Here is a 16464-nt window from a genome sequence, read left to right as displayed (position 1 = left end):
ACAGCACCCACCATGACTGCCATCACCGTCTATCACAACCCCAAATGCGGCACGTCCCGCAACACGCTGGCCATGATCCGAAACAGCGGCGTGGAGCCCGAGGTCATTGAGTACCTCAAGACCCCGCCCGACCGTGCCACGCTGGTGGCGCTGATTGCTGCCACGGGCGAGCCGGTGATCAACGCCGTGCGCACCAAGGAAGCGATCTTCACCGAGCTGCAACTGGACGCACCGAGCGTGACCGACGCACAGCTCATCGACGCGATGCTGCAGCACCCCATCCTCATCAACCGCCCCATCGTGGTCACGCCCCTGGGCACGCGGCTGTGCCGCCCGTCCGAGAAAGTGCTGGACATCCTGCCCGCGCCCCAACAAGGCGCCTTCACCAAGGAGGATGGCGAAGTCGTCATCAACGCGCAGGGCCAGCGTGTCTGAGGCAACCTCGCGCGCCCCCACCATGGCCCACCGCGCGGCATGAGCGCCGCCTCGCAACGCTGGACCGTGGCGCGCCTGGGCACGGCCCAGACGCTGGCCTGGGCCTCGTCCTACTACCTGCCCGCCATGCTGGCCGCGCCCATGGCGCGCGACCTGGGCGTGACCACACCCACCGTGTTCGCCGCGTTTTCGGTGGCGCTCATCGTGTCGGCGCTGCTCGGGCCTTTCGCGGGCCGGGGCATCGACCGCCATGGCGGCCGCCCGGTGCTGGTGGGCACCAATCTGTTGTTTGCCGCCAGTCTGGTCGGCATGGCGCTGGCGCAAGGCCCCGTGGGCCTGTTTGCCGCCTGGGTACTGATGGGCGTGGCCATGGGGTCAGGCCTGTACGAAGCCGCATTTGCCACGCTGGTGCGGCTGTATGGCCAGGGCGCACGCGGCGCCATCACCGGCATCACGTTGATCGCGGGGTTTGCCAGCACCGTGGGCTGGCCGCTGTCGGCCTGGATGGAGGTGCAATGGGGCTGGCGTGGCGCATGTGCAGGCTGGGCAGCACTGCATCTGCTGGTGGGGGTGCCGCTCAACGGCTGGCTGCCGCGCGCTGGCGCTGCCGAAAAAGCATACCAACCCTCGGCGGATGACCCCGCAGCGCCCACCACGGAACCGGCCGTATCCGCCCCGCCCACTCCAGCCCACCCGCTGCGCACCACCGTGCTGCTGTCCTTCGTGTTTGCGGTCACCTGGTTCACGAGCACCGCCATGGCAGCCCACCTGCCTCGCCTGCTGCAGGCCAGTGGCACATCGCTGCAGGCGGCAGTGGCCCTGGCGGCGCTGGTGGGCCCGGCACAGGTGGCGGCGCGCCTGCTGGAGTTTGGTTTTCTGCGCCGCCTGCACCCGCTGCTGTCGGCCCAGCTGGCTGCCGCCGCACACCCCGTGGGCGCGGGCCTGCTGATGGTGCTGGGCGGGCCTGCTGCCGCAGTATTTACCGTGCTGCACGGAGCAGGCAACGGGATACTGACCATTGCCAAGGGCACGCTGCCACTGGTGCTGTTTGGGCCAGCAGGCTACGGCGCGCGCCAGGGCCTGATGATGGTGCCCGCCCGCGTGGCGCAGGCGTTTGCACCGGTGCTGTTTGGCATGCTGCTGGACAGCGCCGGGGCAGCGGCCCTGTGGCTCACCACACTGCTGGGCCTGGCTGCGTTGGGAGCGCTGTGGCTGCTGCGGCCCGTGGCGCGGGCCTGAACGAGCTATCAATCCATCGGTCAGCCGCGCGGCACCTCAAACGCCTTCCGCGCCGCGAGCGCTGCGGGGCGCGAGTGGCAGCCTTCCAGGTGGTCGTTGACCAGACCCATCGCCTGCATGAAGGCGTACACCGTGGTGGGTCCCACAAAGCTCCAGCCGCGCTTTTTCAGGTCCTTGGACATGGCAATGGAAGCCGGCGATGTGGACAGGGTGCGCGCCACTTCGCGCGTGAGCCGCTCGGGCCGGTCGGCAGCGGCAGGCTCGTAGCGCCAGGCGTAGTGCGCCAGCGAGCCGAACTCGCGCTTGAGCTCCAGCACGCGGCGCGCGTTGTTGATGGTGGACTCGATCTTGCCCCGGTGGCGCACGATGGCCGCATCCTGCACCAGGCGCTCGACTTCGGCGGGGCCGAAGGCCGCGACCTGCTCGGCGTCGAAGTTCGCGAACGCGGCGCGAAAACCCTCGCGCTTGTTCAGGATGGTGAGCCAGCTCAGGCCCGACTGAAAGCCCTCCAGGCAGATCTTCTCGAACAGCCGCCGGTCGTCCGCCACGGGGAAACCCCACTCGTGGTCGTGGTAATGGCGATAGAAAGGCGTGGCCTGGCACCAGATGCAGCGTGGGCAATCGGCCTCGTCGGCAAACAGGCCGGCAGGCAGGTCAGGGGCGGATTCAGCGGTCATGCGCTGCATTCTAGAAACTGCACCGGCCACACTGCTGACCCCCCTTCAAACGCCCCGCGCGATCTGCCCATAAACTGCCCGCATGCGCCAGCTTCTCCCCCATCTGCGAGCCGTATCTCCCCTCATGATCAGCCTTGCCTTGGCGGGCTGCGCCAGCACCACCGGCCCCACCAGCATGCTGGGCTACTACTGGCAGTCGGTGCAGGGGCACATGCAGATCATGCAGGCGGCCGAACCCATCGACCGCTGGATCGCCCGCACCGACATCCCCCCCGCCCTGCGCGAGCGGCTGCAACTGGCGCAGCGCGCCCGCGCCTTTGCCGTGGCCGAGCTGGGCCTGCCTGACAACGCCAGCTACCGCCGCTATGCGGACCTCAAACGCCCCGCCGCCGTCTGGAACGTGGTGGCCGCGCCGCCGTACTCCCTCACGCTGCACACCTGGTGCTTCCCTGTGACGGGTTGCATTGGCTACCGGGGCTACTTCACCGAGGCTGCCGCGCAAGCCGAGGCAGCGGAGCTGGCCGCCCAGGGGCTGGAAGTGGAGGTGTATGGCGTGCCCGCGTATTCCACGTTGGGCTATATGAACTGGGCGGGCGGCGACCCGTTGCTCTCCACCTTTGTCGCCTGGCCCGAGGGCGACTTTGTTCGCCTGCTGTTCCACGAGCTGGCGCACCAGGTGGTCTATGCCAAGAACGACACCTTGTTCAACGAGTCCTTTGCCACGGCGGTGGAGCGCATCGGCGTTGTGCAGTGGCTGGCAACCCAGTCCACCCCGGAGGCCCGCAAGGCCTTTGCCACCAGCGAGGCACGGCGCAGCGCCTTCCGCGCGCTGACCCGCGCCACCCGCGCTCGGCTGGCAGCCATTTATGAACAAAAAGAAGCTCTAGCGCTGGGTGATCAAGCGCTAGCAGCTATGAAAAATGAAGCAATGGAGGCTTTTCGCACCGGTTATGCAGCCCTGCGCGCGCAATGGCTGAACACATCCAGCGGGGGGGCACCCCAAGCCACCACCGCCCAGGTGGCGGGCTACGACCGCTGGGTGGCCAAGGCCAACAACGCCAGCTTTGCCGCCCAGGCTGCCTACGATGAACTGGTGCCCGCGTTCGAAGCCCTGTTCGAACGCGAGGGCCGCGACTGGCCCCGGTTTTATGATGCCGTACGGCAACTGACGCAACAGCCCCAGCCACAACGGCACGAGGCACTGCGCGCCCTTCTATCTGATACCCAACACCTCAAGGAGACATCCGGTGCCTGACATCCATATCCACCGCGACCACCACCTGGGCTTCAAGGAGGCCCGCAAGGTCGCCTTCTCCTGGGCCGAAAAGGCAGAAGAAAAATTCGACATGGAGTGCACCTACGAAGAGGGCGAGACGGAAGACCTGCTTACATTCACCCGCTCGGGCGTCAAGGGCACGCTGCTGGTGGATGCCCACCAATTCGAGATGAAGGCGCAGCTCGGTTTTCTGTTCGGCGCGTTCAAGGACCGCATCGAGGCCGAAATTGGTGAACAGCTCGATGCCCTGCTCAACGCACCCAACCCCGGCGCCAAGAAGCCCGCTGCCGACAAGAAGAAACACGCAGCCGAGGCAGGTGCAGACAAGCCGGGCACCAAGGCGGCGGCCAAACCTGCCGCCAAAACCAAGAAGGCATAGCCACCAGGGCCGTCACCATGACATCCACCGCCACGGACACTGCCGCCCACAGCCCGGCGTTTGACGCCCTCTCCACGCTGCTCCACACCCGCTACAGCTGCCGCGCCTTTTTGCCCAAGCCGCTGCCGCGCACCACCATCGAAGCCATCCTGGCCACCGCGCAACGCACGGCCTCGTGGTGCAACGCGCAGCCCTGGCAGCTCACCATTGCCAGTGGAGCCACGCTGAATCGCCTGCGCGGCGCACTGCAGTCGCACATGGCCACCGCAGCCCCGAACCCCGACCTGCCCTGGCCGCGCGAATACCGGGGCGTGTACCAGGAGCGGCGGCGCGAATGTGGCTGGGGCCTGTACGAAGCCCTGGGCATTGCCAAGGGCGACCGCGAAGCCTCCGCGCAACAGGCGGCGCAGAACTTCGCGATGTTCGGCGCGCCGCATGTGGCCATCATCACCAGCGACGAGGCACTGGGCGTGTATGGCGCGGTGGACTGCGGTGCGTACGTGAGCAACTTCATGCTGGCCACGCACAGCCTGGGCGTGGGCTCCATTGCACAGGCCGCGCTCGCGTCCTACCCCGGCGTGCTGCGCGAGGTGCTGGGCATTGGTGAGGACCGCAGCATCGTCTGCGGCATCTCGTTTGGCATGGCAGATACCGCCCACCCGGCCAACCATTTCCGCACCACTCGCGCCGACCCGGGGAGCAGTGTGGTGTGGCGAGACTGAAAGGGCGTGACCGGGCGGGCGTCAGGCCACAGCGCGCAGCAGGGGGTTGTGCGTGCGCAGCAGCCCAAACAGGTTCTTGGGGTCTGACAGCTGGGGGATGAGTTCGATGGGTTGGCCCATGCCCAGCTCGGTGGCCGCATCGCGCAAGAATCGCAGTGCAGAAAAGTCCTCCAGCGCAAAACCCACGGAGTCGAACACCGTCACCGCCGCATCGCTGGCCCGGCCGGTGTGCTGACCTGCCAGCACTTCCCACAGCTCGGTCACCACAAAGTCGGCAGGCAACTGCTGGATGTCGCCTTCGATGCGTGTCTGCGGGGTGTATTCCACAAACACCTGGGCCTGGCGCAACACGTCGGCATGCAGCTCGGTCTTGCCGGGGCAGTCGCCGCCGACAGCGTTGATGTGCATGCCGGGCACCAGCATGTCGGGCGTGAGAATGGTGGCATTGGTCTTGTCGGCCGTCACCGTGGTCACGATATCGGCGCCACGCACGGCCTCGGCCGTGCTGTTGCAGACCACGGTGCGCAGGCCCGTGCCTTGCAGGTTGGCCTGCAGCTTGGCGGTGGCGGCCGGGTCCGTGTCAAACAGCCGCAGCGTGGTGACGCCCAGCAGGTGGTGGAAGGCCAGCGCCTGGAACTCGCTTTGGGCGCCGTTACCGATCAGCGCCATGGTGCGCGCACCGGGGCGTGCCAGGGCGCGGGCGGCCACGGCCGACATGGCGGCGGTGCGCAGGGCGGTGGTGAGGGTGAGTTCGCTCAGCAGCAGCGGCACGCCGGTGGCTACATCGGCCAGCACGCCAAACGCCATCACGGTCGGCAAGCCCCAGCGCGTGTTCTTGGGATGGCCGTTGACGTACTTGAACGCATAGGTCTGGTCGTCGGCAATCGGCATGAGTTCGATCACGCCGTCGCGCGAATGGCTGGCCACACGTGCGGATTTGTCGAACGCGCCCCAGCGCAGAAAGTCGGACTGGATGTAGTCGGCAATGCCGCGCAAGCAGGCCTCGACGCCTTTGCGCTGCACCAACTCGATGACATCGGGCGCACTGAGGTAGAGGGTGGAAAAGTGGTTCTTGGAAGGCATGGTGCTTGTCTCCGGGTGGGATACAAGCAGTGTCCCGGAGCAACGCAGCAATGGGAATTGCCCAAACTGCCGCATGTTGCGGGGCGGTTTGCCGGTATGGCAGAACAAATTGCCACTTTGCACAATCGTCGGCCCCGCGCCATGGGGGCATGGGGGCATGGGGGCGCTATCCTCCCGCATCCGACACATTCCACGCACGTCCGACAACATTCCGCACCATGACGCAACCCCAAGTCCTCATCAGCGAAGTCGGCCCGCGCGATGGCCTGCAGTCCGTCAAAGCCACCATGCCCACGGCCGACAAGCTGCGCTGGATCGACGCCCTGGTGGCCGCCGGGCTGCGCGAGATTGAAGTGGGCTCGTTCGTGCCTGCCCGCCTGCTGCCCCAGATGGCCGATGTGGCCGAGGTGGTGCGCCACGCGCTGACCCACCCTGGCATCACTGTGATGGCGCTGGCCCCCAACCTGCGTGGCGCCGAGGCGGCCCTCGCGGCAGGTGTGCACAAGGTCACGCTGCCGGTGTCGGCCAGCGCCGCCCATTCGCTGGCCAATGTGCGCAAGACGCGCGAGGCCATGGTCGAGGAAGTGCGCGCCGTGGCCCACCTGCGCGACGCGCAGGCCCCCGGCATGCTGGTGGAGGTGGGGTTGTCCACCGCCTTTGGTTGCACCCTGCAGGGCGAGGTGCCCGAGGACGACGTGATCTGGCTCGCGAGCCTGTGCGCAGAGGCCGGGGCCGACGAGGTGGGCCTGTCGGACACCACCGGCATGGCCAACCCGGCCCAGGTGCGCCGCCTCTTCACGCGCCTGCGCGCCGAGCTGGGCGCCAAGGCCGGTGCGGCCCACATGCACAACACCCGCGGCCTGGGCCTGGCCAATTGCCTGGCGGCCTACGACGTGGGGGTGCGAACCTTTGATGCGTCGCTGGGCGGCCTGGGCGGCTGCCCCTATGCGCCGGGCGCGTCGGGCAACGTGGTGACGGAAGACCTGGTGTTCATGTTCGAAGCCATGGGCATTGACACGGGGGTAGACCTGGAGCGCCTGATGGCCGCACGCGCGCCGCTGCAGGCTGGGCTGCCAGGAGAGCCGGTCTACGGCATGACGCCGGAAGCGGGACTGCCCAAGGGGTGGGTCCAGCGTTAGGCACCTTTGCCCCCAAAGCAAAAGGCGACCGAAGTCGCCTTTTGCTTTGGGTACCGCCGTATCAGCTCAGCGAGGTGATCAGGTCCACATACTGCTGCTTGGCCTCGTCGGCACCCGTGCCCTTGAGCTTTTCCCAGGCGTCCCACTTGGCACGGCCCACCATATCGGAGAAGCTGGGCTTCTTCTCGGTGTTGTCGCCGGCGGTGGCTTGCTTGTACAGCGCGTAGATCTTGAGCAGCGTGGCGTTGTCGGGACGCTCGCTCAGGTTCTTGGAATTGGCCACGGCGGCTTCGAAGGTGGCGTTGAGGTCGGCCATGTCGGTGTGCTCCTTGAGATCTTTGGGGGGAGGGAAAGAACGGTGTCGGCAAGGGTTTGCTGCGTTGTATCTTACGGGCTGAGCACAGTCTTGGACCGCTCAATCCATAGAGGCAAGTCCCCAAAAATCAAACAACAGGTGTACATCCGATGGTGACCCGCATTCCAGCCCCCAGCAAAGCCACTCCGGGCAAAGGCTCCAGCCCCCTGCGCACGATGCGCAACCAGGCCCCCGAGGTGGCGCGCAAGGCAGCCCAGGCCCTGCCCCCAGCCGCCCGCAAAGCCGCCACCGTGGTGCAGAAGAACGTGCGCCGCGCTGCCACCGGCATGCTGGGCCTGTCGGGCGAACGCATGACCAAGGTCGACACCGCCTGGCTGCGCATGGATTCGCACAGCAACCTGATGATGATCAACGGCGTGTGGACCTTGTCGCCCGGCATCACCTGGGACGCCCTGTGCGACCGCGTGCAGCAGCGCCTGCTGCAGTACCCGCGCTTTCGCCAGCGCGTGGTGGAAGACGCGGCGGGCGCCACCTGGGTGGAGGACCGCAACTTCGACATCGCCGCGCATGTGCTGCGCGAGAAGCTGCCCCACCGACAAGGCCACAGCATGCAGCGCGCCCTGCAAGATCGCGTGGGTGAACTCGCCATGCAGCCGCTCGATACCCGGCGGCCGCTGTGGCAAATGCACCTGATCGAAGATTTTGTAGGTGACGACGGCCAGCCCGGCAGCGCGCTCATCGTGCGCATCCACCACTGCATTGCGGACGGCATTGCGCTGATCTCGGTGACCATGTCCATCGTGGACGGCGGCGCCGAACCGCCCAAGCGCACCCGCAAAGAGCGCGAGCAGGCTGCCACGGCCGAGGACTGGATTGCGGACGCGCTCATCAAGCCCTTTACCGACATGACGGTGAAGGCGCTGGATCTGGCCGGTGACGGCGCAGCCAAGTCGTTCAAGATGCTGAGCGACCCCGAGAAGACCATGCACCATGGGCTGGCTGGCACCATGGACATGGCACGCGTGGCCTACCAGTTGGTGAGCGATGCCGCTGCCCTGGCGCTGATGCCCGACGACTCACCCACGCGCCTAAAGGGCCAGCCTGGCAGCGCCAAACGTGTGGCCTGGTGCCCGCCCATCCCGCTGGAAGAAGTCAAGGCCATCGGCAAAGCGCTCAACTGCTCCATCAACGACGTGCTGCTGTCGTGCGTGGCGGGCGCCATCGGTGGCTACCTGCGCAGCCAGGGCGACGACCCCACGGGGCAGGAGATCCGTGCCATGATCCCGGTCAACCTGCGCCCCATGGAAGAGGCCTGGAAGCTGGGCAACCGCTTTGGGCTGGTGCCGCTGGTGCTGCCGATTGGCGTGGCCAACCCCGTCGAGCGCGTATACGAGGTGCGCAAGCGCATGAACGCGCTCAAGGGCAGCACCCAGCCCATCCTGGCGTTTGCGATGCTGGCCGTGGCAGGACTGATGATCAAACCCGCGCAGGACGCGCTGCTCAATCTTTTCGGCCGCAAGACCACGGCCGTGATGACCAATGTGCCCGGGCCCAAGGAGCAGCTGACACTGTGCGGCTCACGCGTCACCCAGTGCATGTTCTGGGTGCCGCAGTCGGGCGACATCGGCCTCGGTGTCTCCATCCTGAGCTACGGTGGTGGTGTGCAATTTGGCGTGATCACCGACACCACGCTCTGCCCCGAGCCACAGCAGATCATCGACGCGTTTGCGCCCGAGTTTGACCAGCTGTCGCTGCTCACGCTGATGCTGCCCTGGGGCGAGTGAACCGGGAGCCTCGGTGGTGCTGAGGGCGCGCTTGGTGGACCTTGCCGGGGTGCTGGTGGCCCTGGTCTGCGCGGGCGCCGCCCATGCCGCCGTCACGGAAGAACATATCCAGCAGCCCTACCCCGTGCGCGCCCTGCCCGGCGAGACCCTGCGGAAAGCGCTGAACGCCGCCACGCCCATCACCGTCGACGGCCAGCGCTTTCACGGCTACACCCGCTGGAACGTGCGCTGGACCTTTCGCTGGTGGCGCGAGGCATCGGGCCGCTGCGCCATCACCGAGGTGACCACCCGGCTGCGCACCGAAGTGCAATTGCCCGAATTGCGCAGTGGCACGCCCGCCCAGCAGGCGGTTTTCGACCGGTACCTGAGCGCCTTGTCCCGCCACGAACAGGGCCATGTCCAGTTCGGGCGCGATGCGGCGCAGGCCATTGACGAGGGCATTGCCGCACTGCCTGCTGCCCCCGACTGCGCGGCGCTGGAGCGCCGGGCCAACACGCTGGGCCACCGCCTGCTGCGCGAACACGCGGAGCGCGAAAAACAGTACGACCGCGACACGCGGCACGGCGCATCGCAAGGCGCCAGGCTGGAGTGAAAGGCCGGGTCCATCAACAAGCGTACAGGCTTGTGCGCTATCCCCGCACCGCGCTGCGAAAGGCCGCCGACAACGCTGCCAGCGCATCGCGCGGGCGACCTTCCTGATTGCGTGTGTGCAGCAGCACCGGCAGACGCGGCAGCTCAGGCAGCCCCAGGCGGGCACCCACATCCACTGCCCCCAGCGGCAGCATGCGCGGCGCCAGTGCCGCCACGCCCAGCCCGGCCATCACGGCCGCCGCCACGGCCGCAACGCCTCCACCCACAAACACCTCGGCCCAGGCGATGCCCGCAGTGTCCAGCGCCTGCCCCGCCATCGCCCGCACACCGCAGGGCTCGGCCAGCGTGGCCAGGGGCAAGGGCTCGCCCGCACGGTGCTGCCAGCCGGGGGCGGCGAACCACCCGAAGGGCTCCTCGGCCAGCAGCTCGCCATCGCTGCGGCCCACGTGCATGCGGGCCAGCACGGCATCCAGCTCACGCCGGTCGTAGCTTTGCAGCAGGTCGCCCGACGAGCCGATGCGGATCTCGATGAGCAGCTGTGGGTCTTGCTGGTTCATGCGGGCGATCAGCGCGGGCAGCTCCGGCCCGGCCACATGGTCGCTGATGCCGATGGTCAGGCGCTGGCGGGCCTGAGCGAACGTGGCCAGCGCCCGGTCGTGCGCGACCAGCAGTTCACGCGCATGCTCCAGAAATGCCGCGCCCCGGGCCGACAACTGCACGTGGCGCGGCGTGCGCTCGATGAGGCGGCAGCCCAGCCGGTCCTCCAGCCGCTTGAGCTTCAGGCTCATCGCGGCCTGCGCCGTGCCCATGGCCTCAGCTGCGCGCGTGAAGCTGCCCAGCTCGGCAATGCGCACAAAGGCTTCGACGGCATCCAGATCCAGGGATCGCTCAACCATTTGAATTTGATATTTCTGAAATAGATATCCATAGCATATTCATATGGATAGGATTTCGCCAGCATCTTGTTCAGAAAGGATCTTGCGATGCCCCTCATCCACATTGCCATGCGCGGCGGCAAGCCTGCGGCCTACCGGCAGGCGATCTTTGACACGCTGTACCGCGCCTTGCGCGAGACCTTCAACGTGCCCGAGGACGACCAGTTCATGACCATCACCGAGCACGACGCCGCCAACTTCCGCTACAGCCCCACGTACCTGGGCGTGGCCCGCAGCGACGACGTGGTGTTCATCCAGATCACCGCCAACAACACGCGCGGCCTGGAGCAGAAGAAGGCGCTGTTTGCGCGCACCGCGCAGCTGCTGGGCGAGAGCCCGGGCCTGCGGCCCGAGGACGTGTTCATCAACATCGTCGAGGTGGCCAAGGAGAACTGGTCCTTCGGCCACGGCCTGGCGCAGTACGCGTGAGGTGATGCGCAGCTCCGGGCAGGCAGGCTATGCGGCCAGGCCCGCCAGCAGGCGCTCCACGCTGCCCAGCACCGCCTTCACCGGCTCGCCCATTTGCACACGCACGATGGCGCCCTCCACCACCAGCGTCACGGCCTGCGCGTCGCGCGCCCGCTGTGCGCCAGGCGGCAGCAGGGTGGCCAGAAGGTCCGTCATCTCATGCTTGTGGCGCTGTGCAATCTCCATCACCTCCGGCACCGTGCTGCCCAGCTCGCCCACGCTGTTGATGAAGGCGCAGCCCCGGAAGTCATCGCGGCCAAACCATTCGGCCAGCGTGGCCACCAGCGCATTCAGGCCGGACGCACCACCACGCTTTGCATTCCCATGGCGCTCCAGGGCCGCAGCAAACCATGCAATCCAGCCTGCATGGCGGTATTCAAGATAGGCGCAGATGAGATCGTTTTTGCTGGGGAAATGCCGGTAGAACGTGACCTTGGTGACCCCCGACTCGGCGATCACTCGGTCGATGCCCGTGGCACGGATACCGTCGCGGTAAAACAGCGCGTGCGCAGTCTGCAGCAGGCGGTCGCGGGCAGGCAGGTCTTTCCAGTCAGAAGGCGGCAGGGGAATCATGTGGGCATTGTAGACAAGTCTGTCTACATTTCGCTATGATGCGATGTAGACAGACTTGTCTACCAATTCCTCTTGCCCCACAAACCCCAAGGTGCTGCCCATGGAAACCCGTCCGCCTTTCCCCCCCTTCTCCCTGCAAACAGCCATCCAGAAAGTGCGCCTGGCCGAAGACGGCTGGAACTCGCGCGACCCGGCGCGTGTGGCCCTGGCTTACACCGAGGACACCCGCTGGCGCAACCGGGCTGAGTTTCCCGTGGGCCGCGAGGCCGCCCGGCAGCTGCTGGAGCGCAAGTGGGCGCGCGAGCTGGACTACCGCCTCATCAAGGAGCTGTGGGCGTTCAGCGGCCACCGCATCGCTGTTCGGTTTGCCTACGAGTGGCATGACGACGCGGGCCAGTGGTACCGCAGCTATGGCAACGAGAACTGGGAGTTCAACGATGCGGGCCTGATGGCCGTGCGCCACGCGAGCATCAACGACCGCCCCATCCAGGCTGCAGACCGGCTGTTCTTCTGGCCCCTGGGGCGCCGGCCGGACGACCATCCGGGGTTGAGCGACCTGGGGCTGTGAAACCGCCAAGGCCCCATGCAGCGGCCAAAGGGCGCCCCCCGGTGGGGCGCGCCTTTGCACCACCCACCGCGCTCAGGTCGCAGAGCAGGTGAAGCTCTCAGCCTTGGCCGGGTCACCCGTGCCGTTGTAGCGCGGGAACTTGGGGTACTCGCACACCGGGCGCTGGGCCACTGGCGTGGTGGTGCCGGGTGCGAACTTGGTGGCCACCAGTTTGTCGGGCGCCGTGCCTTTTTCCACCCAGGCGTCCATGGCGGCCAGCAGGTCGATGGAGCGGGGCTCGGTGCCCGCGCCGTCCAGGTCATGCCCGTTGGAGGGCGAGGTGACCATGCGCGCAAAGCTCTGCACCTTGCTGGCGCCCAGGCGCTGCTTCACCGTGTCGAGGTACTCCACCGTGCGGTACATCGACACGCAGGTGTCGCCCGCGCCGTACCAGATCAGCAGCTTGCCGCCGTTGTCGGCAAAGGCAGCAATGTCCGGGTCGGTGCCGTCGATCATCTCGGCCAGGCGGCTGTACTGCGCCTGGTACTGCGTGGGGTCGTGGCTCAGGATGTTGGCGTTGGGGTTGCCCTCCACCAGGCGCGCAGCCGCCGTCACGGCCATGTGGTTGAACGAATCGGGGGCATCGAAGCTGGTGCCGAACATGTACGACTGCCAATCGGACGTGGACGCGCCGCCCCGGCCAAAGCGCGGGTAGCCCACTGCGCCGCGCGACAGGGTCACGGGCGTCTTGTGGTCGCTGTAGATGAGGCGGATGGACTCGATCTGCCCGGCCGTGAGGCAGCTGTCGCTGTCCGCGCCCTGGCACAGCAGCTCGGTGGGCACGTAGTTGCAGGCCTCGACGTTGCCGATGATGCCGTCCTTCAGACCGTCCAGCCCGTCGCACGCGGCCGTCTCGGCCTTGGCGTAGAGCGCGATCTTGGCGGGGCTCATCCAGTTCTCGCGGCTCTTGAAGATGTGGCGCAGCACCGTGGGGCCGAGGTTGACCTGGTGCGCCTGCTGGGCGATGGCGGGCTCCATGGCCACCACGCCGTCGTAGTCCTTGGGGTACTTCTGCGTGGAGATCAGACCTGAGCGCCCGCCGTTGGAATGGCCCATGTGGTAGCGCCGCACGGGGCGCTTGCCGTAGAACTCGGTGGCGATGGCGGTGCCCACCTCCAGCACAAAATGGTTGGCGTCGAACGCATGGTTGCGCAACGCCACATCGCTCTTGCCCCAGGCGAAACCCTGGATCTGGTGGCCGGAGTCGGAGCTGATCTTCACATACGGATTGGCCGATGGGCCCACCAGCTGCTGGTACCACGGGTCGTCTGTGGGGATAAACCCGTCGAAGCCGCCACCGCCGATGGTCAGCGTCTTGCTGTTCCATTGCGCCAGCGTGGGCAGTTCCACCGCCCAGTTGATGGTGGAGTCGGGCGAGGACACGATCTGCCCGCGCACGATGCACACGTCGGGCAACGTGCCCTCGGCCTTGCGCAGCTCGGTGCGCGTGAGCTTGGCGCCATGGGGCAAGGTGGTTGACTTGTAGGCAGCGCAAGCTTCTGCCAAGGGCTTACTGGCCAGGGGCGCAGGGGCATCGCTGCCACCGCCGCAGGCCGTCAGCGCCAGGGTGGCTGCGGCGCCCAGGCCGCCCAGGGCGCGTGCGGGCCATCGGCCCGAGGGTGCCGCGGATGCGTTGCGACGGGGGTGCGCCACGGCGGCGCGGGTGGGGTGCGGGAACATGCGGGAAGTCTCCTGTGGTGTGTTGTTCTCAGGAGCCCAGCTTGCGGCGGCAGCGCCACCGCAGTCTCTGGGACTCCGGTGCGGACGATAGAAAAAGAAGCTGCCGCTGCGGCCTCTGCAAATGCAGAGGGAGCGGGAAACTACCGAGCCCGCACAGCGGCGGGCCACCGCCCTACGCGTTGCGCAGCGCCGCCACCAGTTCCAGCTTGTTGCGCACACCCAGCGCTGCGTAAGCGGTGCGCAGGTAGGTGCGCACCGTGGCGGGCGTGAGGCCCAGCGTGGCGGCAATGTCCTTGTGCGACTGCCCCTGGGCGTACAGCATGGCCACGCTCAGCTCGCGCGGGGCCAGCGCCTGCTTGTGCTGGCGCGATGCGATGCTCAGCGCCACCAGCGGGCCGCAGGGCTCCAGCCTCAGGCGGCAGGCCTTGCCCAGCACCAGGTTGCAAGGAGCGCCGGGCAGCGCCTGCACCACGGCCGGGGGCAGGTGGGTGCCCGCCCATTCCGGGTGGGCCGCACGCAGGGCCTGGCTGATGCGCAGGCCCGCAAACAGCAGCTCGCCCGTGGGCTGTGCCAGCGCAAAGCTGTCCCAGGGCCGGCGGGGCGAATCGCTTTGCAACCGCTGCAGCCGGTGGTGCCAGTGCTGCAGAAGGTGCAGCACAAACTCGCCGAACAGCACGGTTTCGGCATCGGTGAATTCGCTGTGTGTGGGCGTCCGGTAGACCGAGACAAAAAACAGCAGTCCGCTGTGCGGCAGCTCAGCCGTGAGGGCCATGCAGTGGTACAGGCCGTGCCGCTCTGCGAAGGCCATCACCTGCGGGTCTTCAGGTGGCGCGCCGACCAGGTCGCGCTCGCGGATCACCTCGCCCAGGTGGCGCATGGAATGCTTCGCAAAATCGTCCGCAGCGGACAAGGCGTTCCACTCGTCGGCAAAACCCCGGGCCAGGCCGATGCTGCCGTGCAGCCAGTTGCGCGGCGCGGCCTGCACCTCCTGCGCGCCGCCCCCTGCGCCAGACTCGCCTGCCGACACCTCGCCCCACCACGCCGAATCAAAAGGCACCAGCCCGCGCAGCGTCTGCAGCGCCTGGTGCAGCAGGTCCTGCGGCGGCGCGTGCTGGGCCTGTTCAGCCAGCTGGAGCAGGCTGCGGCTGAGCGCGCGCAGGGGATCTGCTTGCTGCGCTTGCGCTGCCACGTGTGCCACGCTGGGCGGCCTCATGGGCCAGCGTGTTCTGCTGCGTGCGGGATGGGGGGTGTGCGGGGGCGCGGCGCCATGGGGTCTCCTGGTTTTTGGGAACGATGGTAGCCGCCATGCGCCAGCGGCTCCCTCGTAAAAACCAGGCCCCATGGACCTGAAATACTATATTTTTTATAGCTACTTGCGCTTTCTGGATAAGCGCCAGGTGCATTTTTCACCAAGTATTCAAGAAACCAGCCCCTCCACCGCCTGGAACATCGACTGCCGCGCCTGGCTGATGATCTGCCCCTTCCAGGCATCGGTGTCGGTGTAGAAGGCCGCCAGCATTTGTGCCTTGATCTGGGCGGCCTTGTCGGCGGGCGTGTCGGGGTGCAGGTTGAGCCACTGCTCGGCACGGATGGCGTTCATCACGTCGAGCACGGGCACCGTGCCGTACTCCATGGCGATGCCGGTGTACTCTGCATGCGGGCATTCGTCGTAGATCGAGGTCCACATCAGGCCGGTGAGGAAGGCCGAGGTGGACGAGCCGTCATAAATGGACGTGACTGGCGTGGCGCCGCCGCCGTCCCACCAGGCCCGCGCGCGGGCCACGGCCACGTCGTCGTCATTGCCCGCATAGATGCGTTCGCCATGGCCGCTGGGGCCCAGACCGGTGTGCAGGTCGATCCAGGCAATGTGCGACGCACCTGCACCGTGCTGGCGCAGCACCTGGCGCAGCGTGCGGTTGCTCCAGGTGGGCTCGGTGCCGCCAAAGAAGACCCCTTGCGGAAACTCATGCTGGCCTTGCGAGATGGCGGCCTGCCATGCCGCTTCGCCCTTGGTGGCGATGTACAGCTCCACAGCGGCCACGTTGTCGGGGCCAGGTGGCCACTGCTCGGGCAGCAGCAGGGGCTGCACCTCTCGGTAGGCAGTGTTCACGGGCAGGGGCCTTGAAAAGTTCTGGAAGTTGCGGTTCAGGTCCACGTTTTCGTGGGTGAAGCGGCGCACGTGCGAAAAGCCATACGGGTTGAGCGCATGGATATAGAGCGTGGCCACACCGGCGTCGCGCGCCTTCGCACGCCACTCGGCGTCGCGCAGTGCAAACACCTGCACGCCGCTGCCGCAATAGCCTTCGACGCCATGGCAGGCACTGCTCACGATGAGGAGCTTCTTGGCATCGGCCGGGCCGTCGCGCACCACGTCCATGGCCAGGTCTTCACCATCGCGGCCCTTCAGGGGGTGGGCATGTGACTCGATGGGCAGGCCTGCGGTGGCGGCCGCCTCCAGAAACTTTGTGCGCGCCTTTGCGTAACTGGGCGAAAACGCGTCAACGAGACCGATCATGGACAGGGACTTTCAGACGGGGGTGGAAACAAAACACCCCGGCGC

18 protein-coding genes are annotated in these 16464 nt (G+C 67.1%); 10 read left to right on the top strand and 8 right to left on the bottom strand.

The features are described from left to right. The first annotated feature begins 12 nt into the window (after positions 1-12). Positions 13-435 carry an arsenate reductase (glutaredoxin) gene (gene arsC, locus AC2YJX_RS17455; RefSeq protein WP_218298997.1) on the top strand — a complete coding sequence of 141 codons (423 nt, stop codon included), beginning with the start codon at positions 13-15 and terminating at the stop codon, positions 433-435. 39 nt (positions 436-474) lie between these two features. Then, positions 475-1674 carry an MFS transporter gene (locus AC2YJX_RS17450; RefSeq protein ID WP_487256790.1) on the top strand — a complete coding sequence of 400 codons (1200 nt, stop codon included), beginning with the start codon at positions 475-477 and terminating at the stop codon, positions 1672-1674. A gap of 20 nt (positions 1675-1694) precedes the next feature. Here AC2YJX_RS17450 and AC2YJX_RS17445 read toward each other — a convergent pair whose 3' ends face one another. Continuing rightward, a complete protein-coding gene (locus AC2YJX_RS17445) occupies positions 1695-2360 on the bottom strand; it encodes a DNA-3-methyladenine glycosylase I (protein WP_056059772.1) in 666 nt (221 codons plus the stop codon). A gap of 73 nt (positions 2361-2433) precedes the next feature. On the opposite strand from AC2YJX_RS17445, the gene AC2YJX_RS17440 reads away from it, so the two are divergent. The 3 genes from AC2YJX_RS17440 to AC2YJX_RS17430 are packed head-to-tail and all read left to right on the top strand — an operon-like array spanning position 2434 to position 4728. After that, entirely contained in the window at positions 2434-3606 is a 1173-nt protein-coding gene (locus AC2YJX_RS17440; RefSeq protein WP_487256789.1) for an aminopeptidase, read from the top strand. Then, complete coding sequence (locus tag AC2YJX_RS17435; RefSeq protein ID WP_487256788.1) at positions 3599-4006, top strand: polyhydroxyalkanoic acid system family protein; 408 nt, start codon at positions 3599-3601, stop codon at positions 4004-4006. Before AC2YJX_RS17440 ends, AC2YJX_RS17435 begins: the two co-directional genes overlap by 8 nt. A 17-nt stretch (positions 4007-4023) precedes the next feature. Then, the gene (locus tag AC2YJX_RS17430; RefSeq protein ID WP_487256787.1) at positions 4024-4728 is read left to right on the top strand and encodes a nitroreductase; all 705 of its coding nucleotides are present in this window, start codon (positions 4024-4026) and stop codon (positions 4726-4728) included. A gap of 21 nt (positions 4729-4749) precedes the next feature. On the opposite strand, the gene AC2YJX_RS17425 is transcribed toward AC2YJX_RS17430, so the two are convergent. Next, positions 4750-5811, bottom strand: coding sequence for an ornithine cyclodeaminase (locus AC2YJX_RS17425; RefSeq protein WP_487256786.1), 1062 nt, complete (start codon positions 5809-5811; stop codon positions 4750-4752). A gap of 218 nt (positions 5812-6029) precedes the next feature. Here AC2YJX_RS17425 and AC2YJX_RS17420 point away from each other — a divergent pair, with 218 nt between their 5' ends. Beyond that, positions 6030-6950, top strand: a complete 921-nt coding sequence (locus AC2YJX_RS17420) for a hydroxymethylglutaryl-CoA lyase (RefSeq protein WP_487256785.1) — start codon at positions 6030-6032, stop codon at positions 6948-6950. Positions 6951-7011: 61 nt separating this feature from the next. Here AC2YJX_RS17420 and AC2YJX_RS17415 read toward each other — a convergent pair whose 3' ends face one another. Next, complete coding sequence (locus AC2YJX_RS17415; RefSeq protein WP_055397012.1) at positions 7012-7266, bottom strand: acyl-CoA-binding protein; 255 nt, start codon at positions 7264-7266, stop codon at positions 7012-7014. A 149-nt stretch (positions 7267-7415) separates the two neighbouring features. Here AC2YJX_RS17415 and AC2YJX_RS17410 point away from each other — a divergent pair, with 149 nt between their 5' ends. Both AC2YJX_RS17410 and AC2YJX_RS17405 read left to right on the top strand, forming a co-directional pair. Beyond that, positions 7416-9050, top strand: a complete 1635-nt coding sequence (locus tag AC2YJX_RS17410; protein ID WP_487256784.1) for a wax ester/triacylglycerol synthase family O-acyltransferase — start codon at positions 7416-7418, stop codon at positions 9048-9050. Between the two features lie 34 nt (positions 9051-9084). Beyond that, positions 9085-9642: a DUF922 domain-containing Zn-dependent protease gene (locus AC2YJX_RS17405; RefSeq protein ID WP_487256983.1), complete on the top strand. Its 558-nt coding sequence runs from the start codon at positions 9085-9087 to the stop codon at positions 9640-9642. A 37-nt stretch (positions 9643-9679) separates the two neighbouring features. Here AC2YJX_RS17405 and AC2YJX_RS17400 read toward each other — a convergent pair whose 3' ends face one another. Further along, a complete protein-coding gene (locus AC2YJX_RS17400) occupies positions 9680-10537 on the bottom strand; it encodes a LysR family transcriptional regulator (RefSeq protein WP_436130407.1) in 858 nt (285 codons plus the stop codon). 87 nt (positions 10538-10624) lie between these two features. On the opposite strand from AC2YJX_RS17400, the gene AC2YJX_RS17395 reads away from it, so the two are divergent. Continuing rightward, the gene (locus AC2YJX_RS17395; protein WP_487256783.1) at positions 10625-11005 is read left to right on the top strand and encodes a tautomerase family protein; all 381 of its coding nucleotides are present in this window, start codon (positions 10625-10627) and stop codon (positions 11003-11005) included. A 27-nt stretch (positions 11006-11032) separates the two neighbouring features. Here the strand turns inward: AC2YJX_RS17395 and AC2YJX_RS17390 are convergent, their stop codons facing one another. After that, a complete protein-coding gene (locus AC2YJX_RS17390) occupies positions 11033-11617 on the bottom strand; it encodes a TetR/AcrR family transcriptional regulator (RefSeq protein ID WP_487256782.1) in 585 nt (194 codons plus the stop codon). A gap of 100 nt (positions 11618-11717) precedes the next feature. On the opposite strand from AC2YJX_RS17390, the gene AC2YJX_RS17385 reads away from it, so the two are divergent. Further along, positions 11718-12185 carry a nuclear transport factor 2 family protein gene (locus AC2YJX_RS17385; RefSeq protein WP_487256781.1) on the top strand — a complete coding sequence of 156 codons (468 nt, stop codon included), beginning with the start codon at positions 11718-11720 and terminating at the stop codon, positions 12183-12185. Positions 12186-12257: 72 nt separating this feature from the next. Here AC2YJX_RS17385 and AC2YJX_RS17380 read toward each other — a convergent pair whose 3' ends face one another. From AC2YJX_RS17380 to AC2YJX_RS17370, 3 genes are all read right to left on the bottom strand, one after another. Continuing rightward, positions 12258-13904: a tannase/feruloyl esterase family alpha/beta hydrolase gene (locus tag AC2YJX_RS17380; protein WP_487256780.1), complete on the bottom strand. Its 1647-nt coding sequence runs from the start codon at positions 13902-13904 to the stop codon at positions 12258-12260. Between the two features lie 172 nt (positions 13905-14076). Continuing rightward, positions 14077-15117, bottom strand: coding sequence for a helix-turn-helix transcriptional regulator (locus AC2YJX_RS17375; protein WP_487256779.1), 1041 nt, complete (start codon positions 15115-15117; stop codon positions 14077-14079). Between the two features lie 204 nt (positions 15118-15321). After that, a complete protein-coding gene (locus tag AC2YJX_RS17370; RefSeq protein WP_487256778.1) occupies positions 15322-16419 on the bottom strand; it encodes a M14 family metallopeptidase in 1098 nt (365 codons plus the stop codon). Between the last annotated feature and the right edge of the window lie 45 nt (positions 16420-16464).

It is taken from the genome of Acidovorax sp. SRI_002 (genome assembly GCF_057586455.1).
Note: the sequence above shows the minus strand (reverse complement) of the source record. Positions and strands in the feature narration are given on the sequence as shown.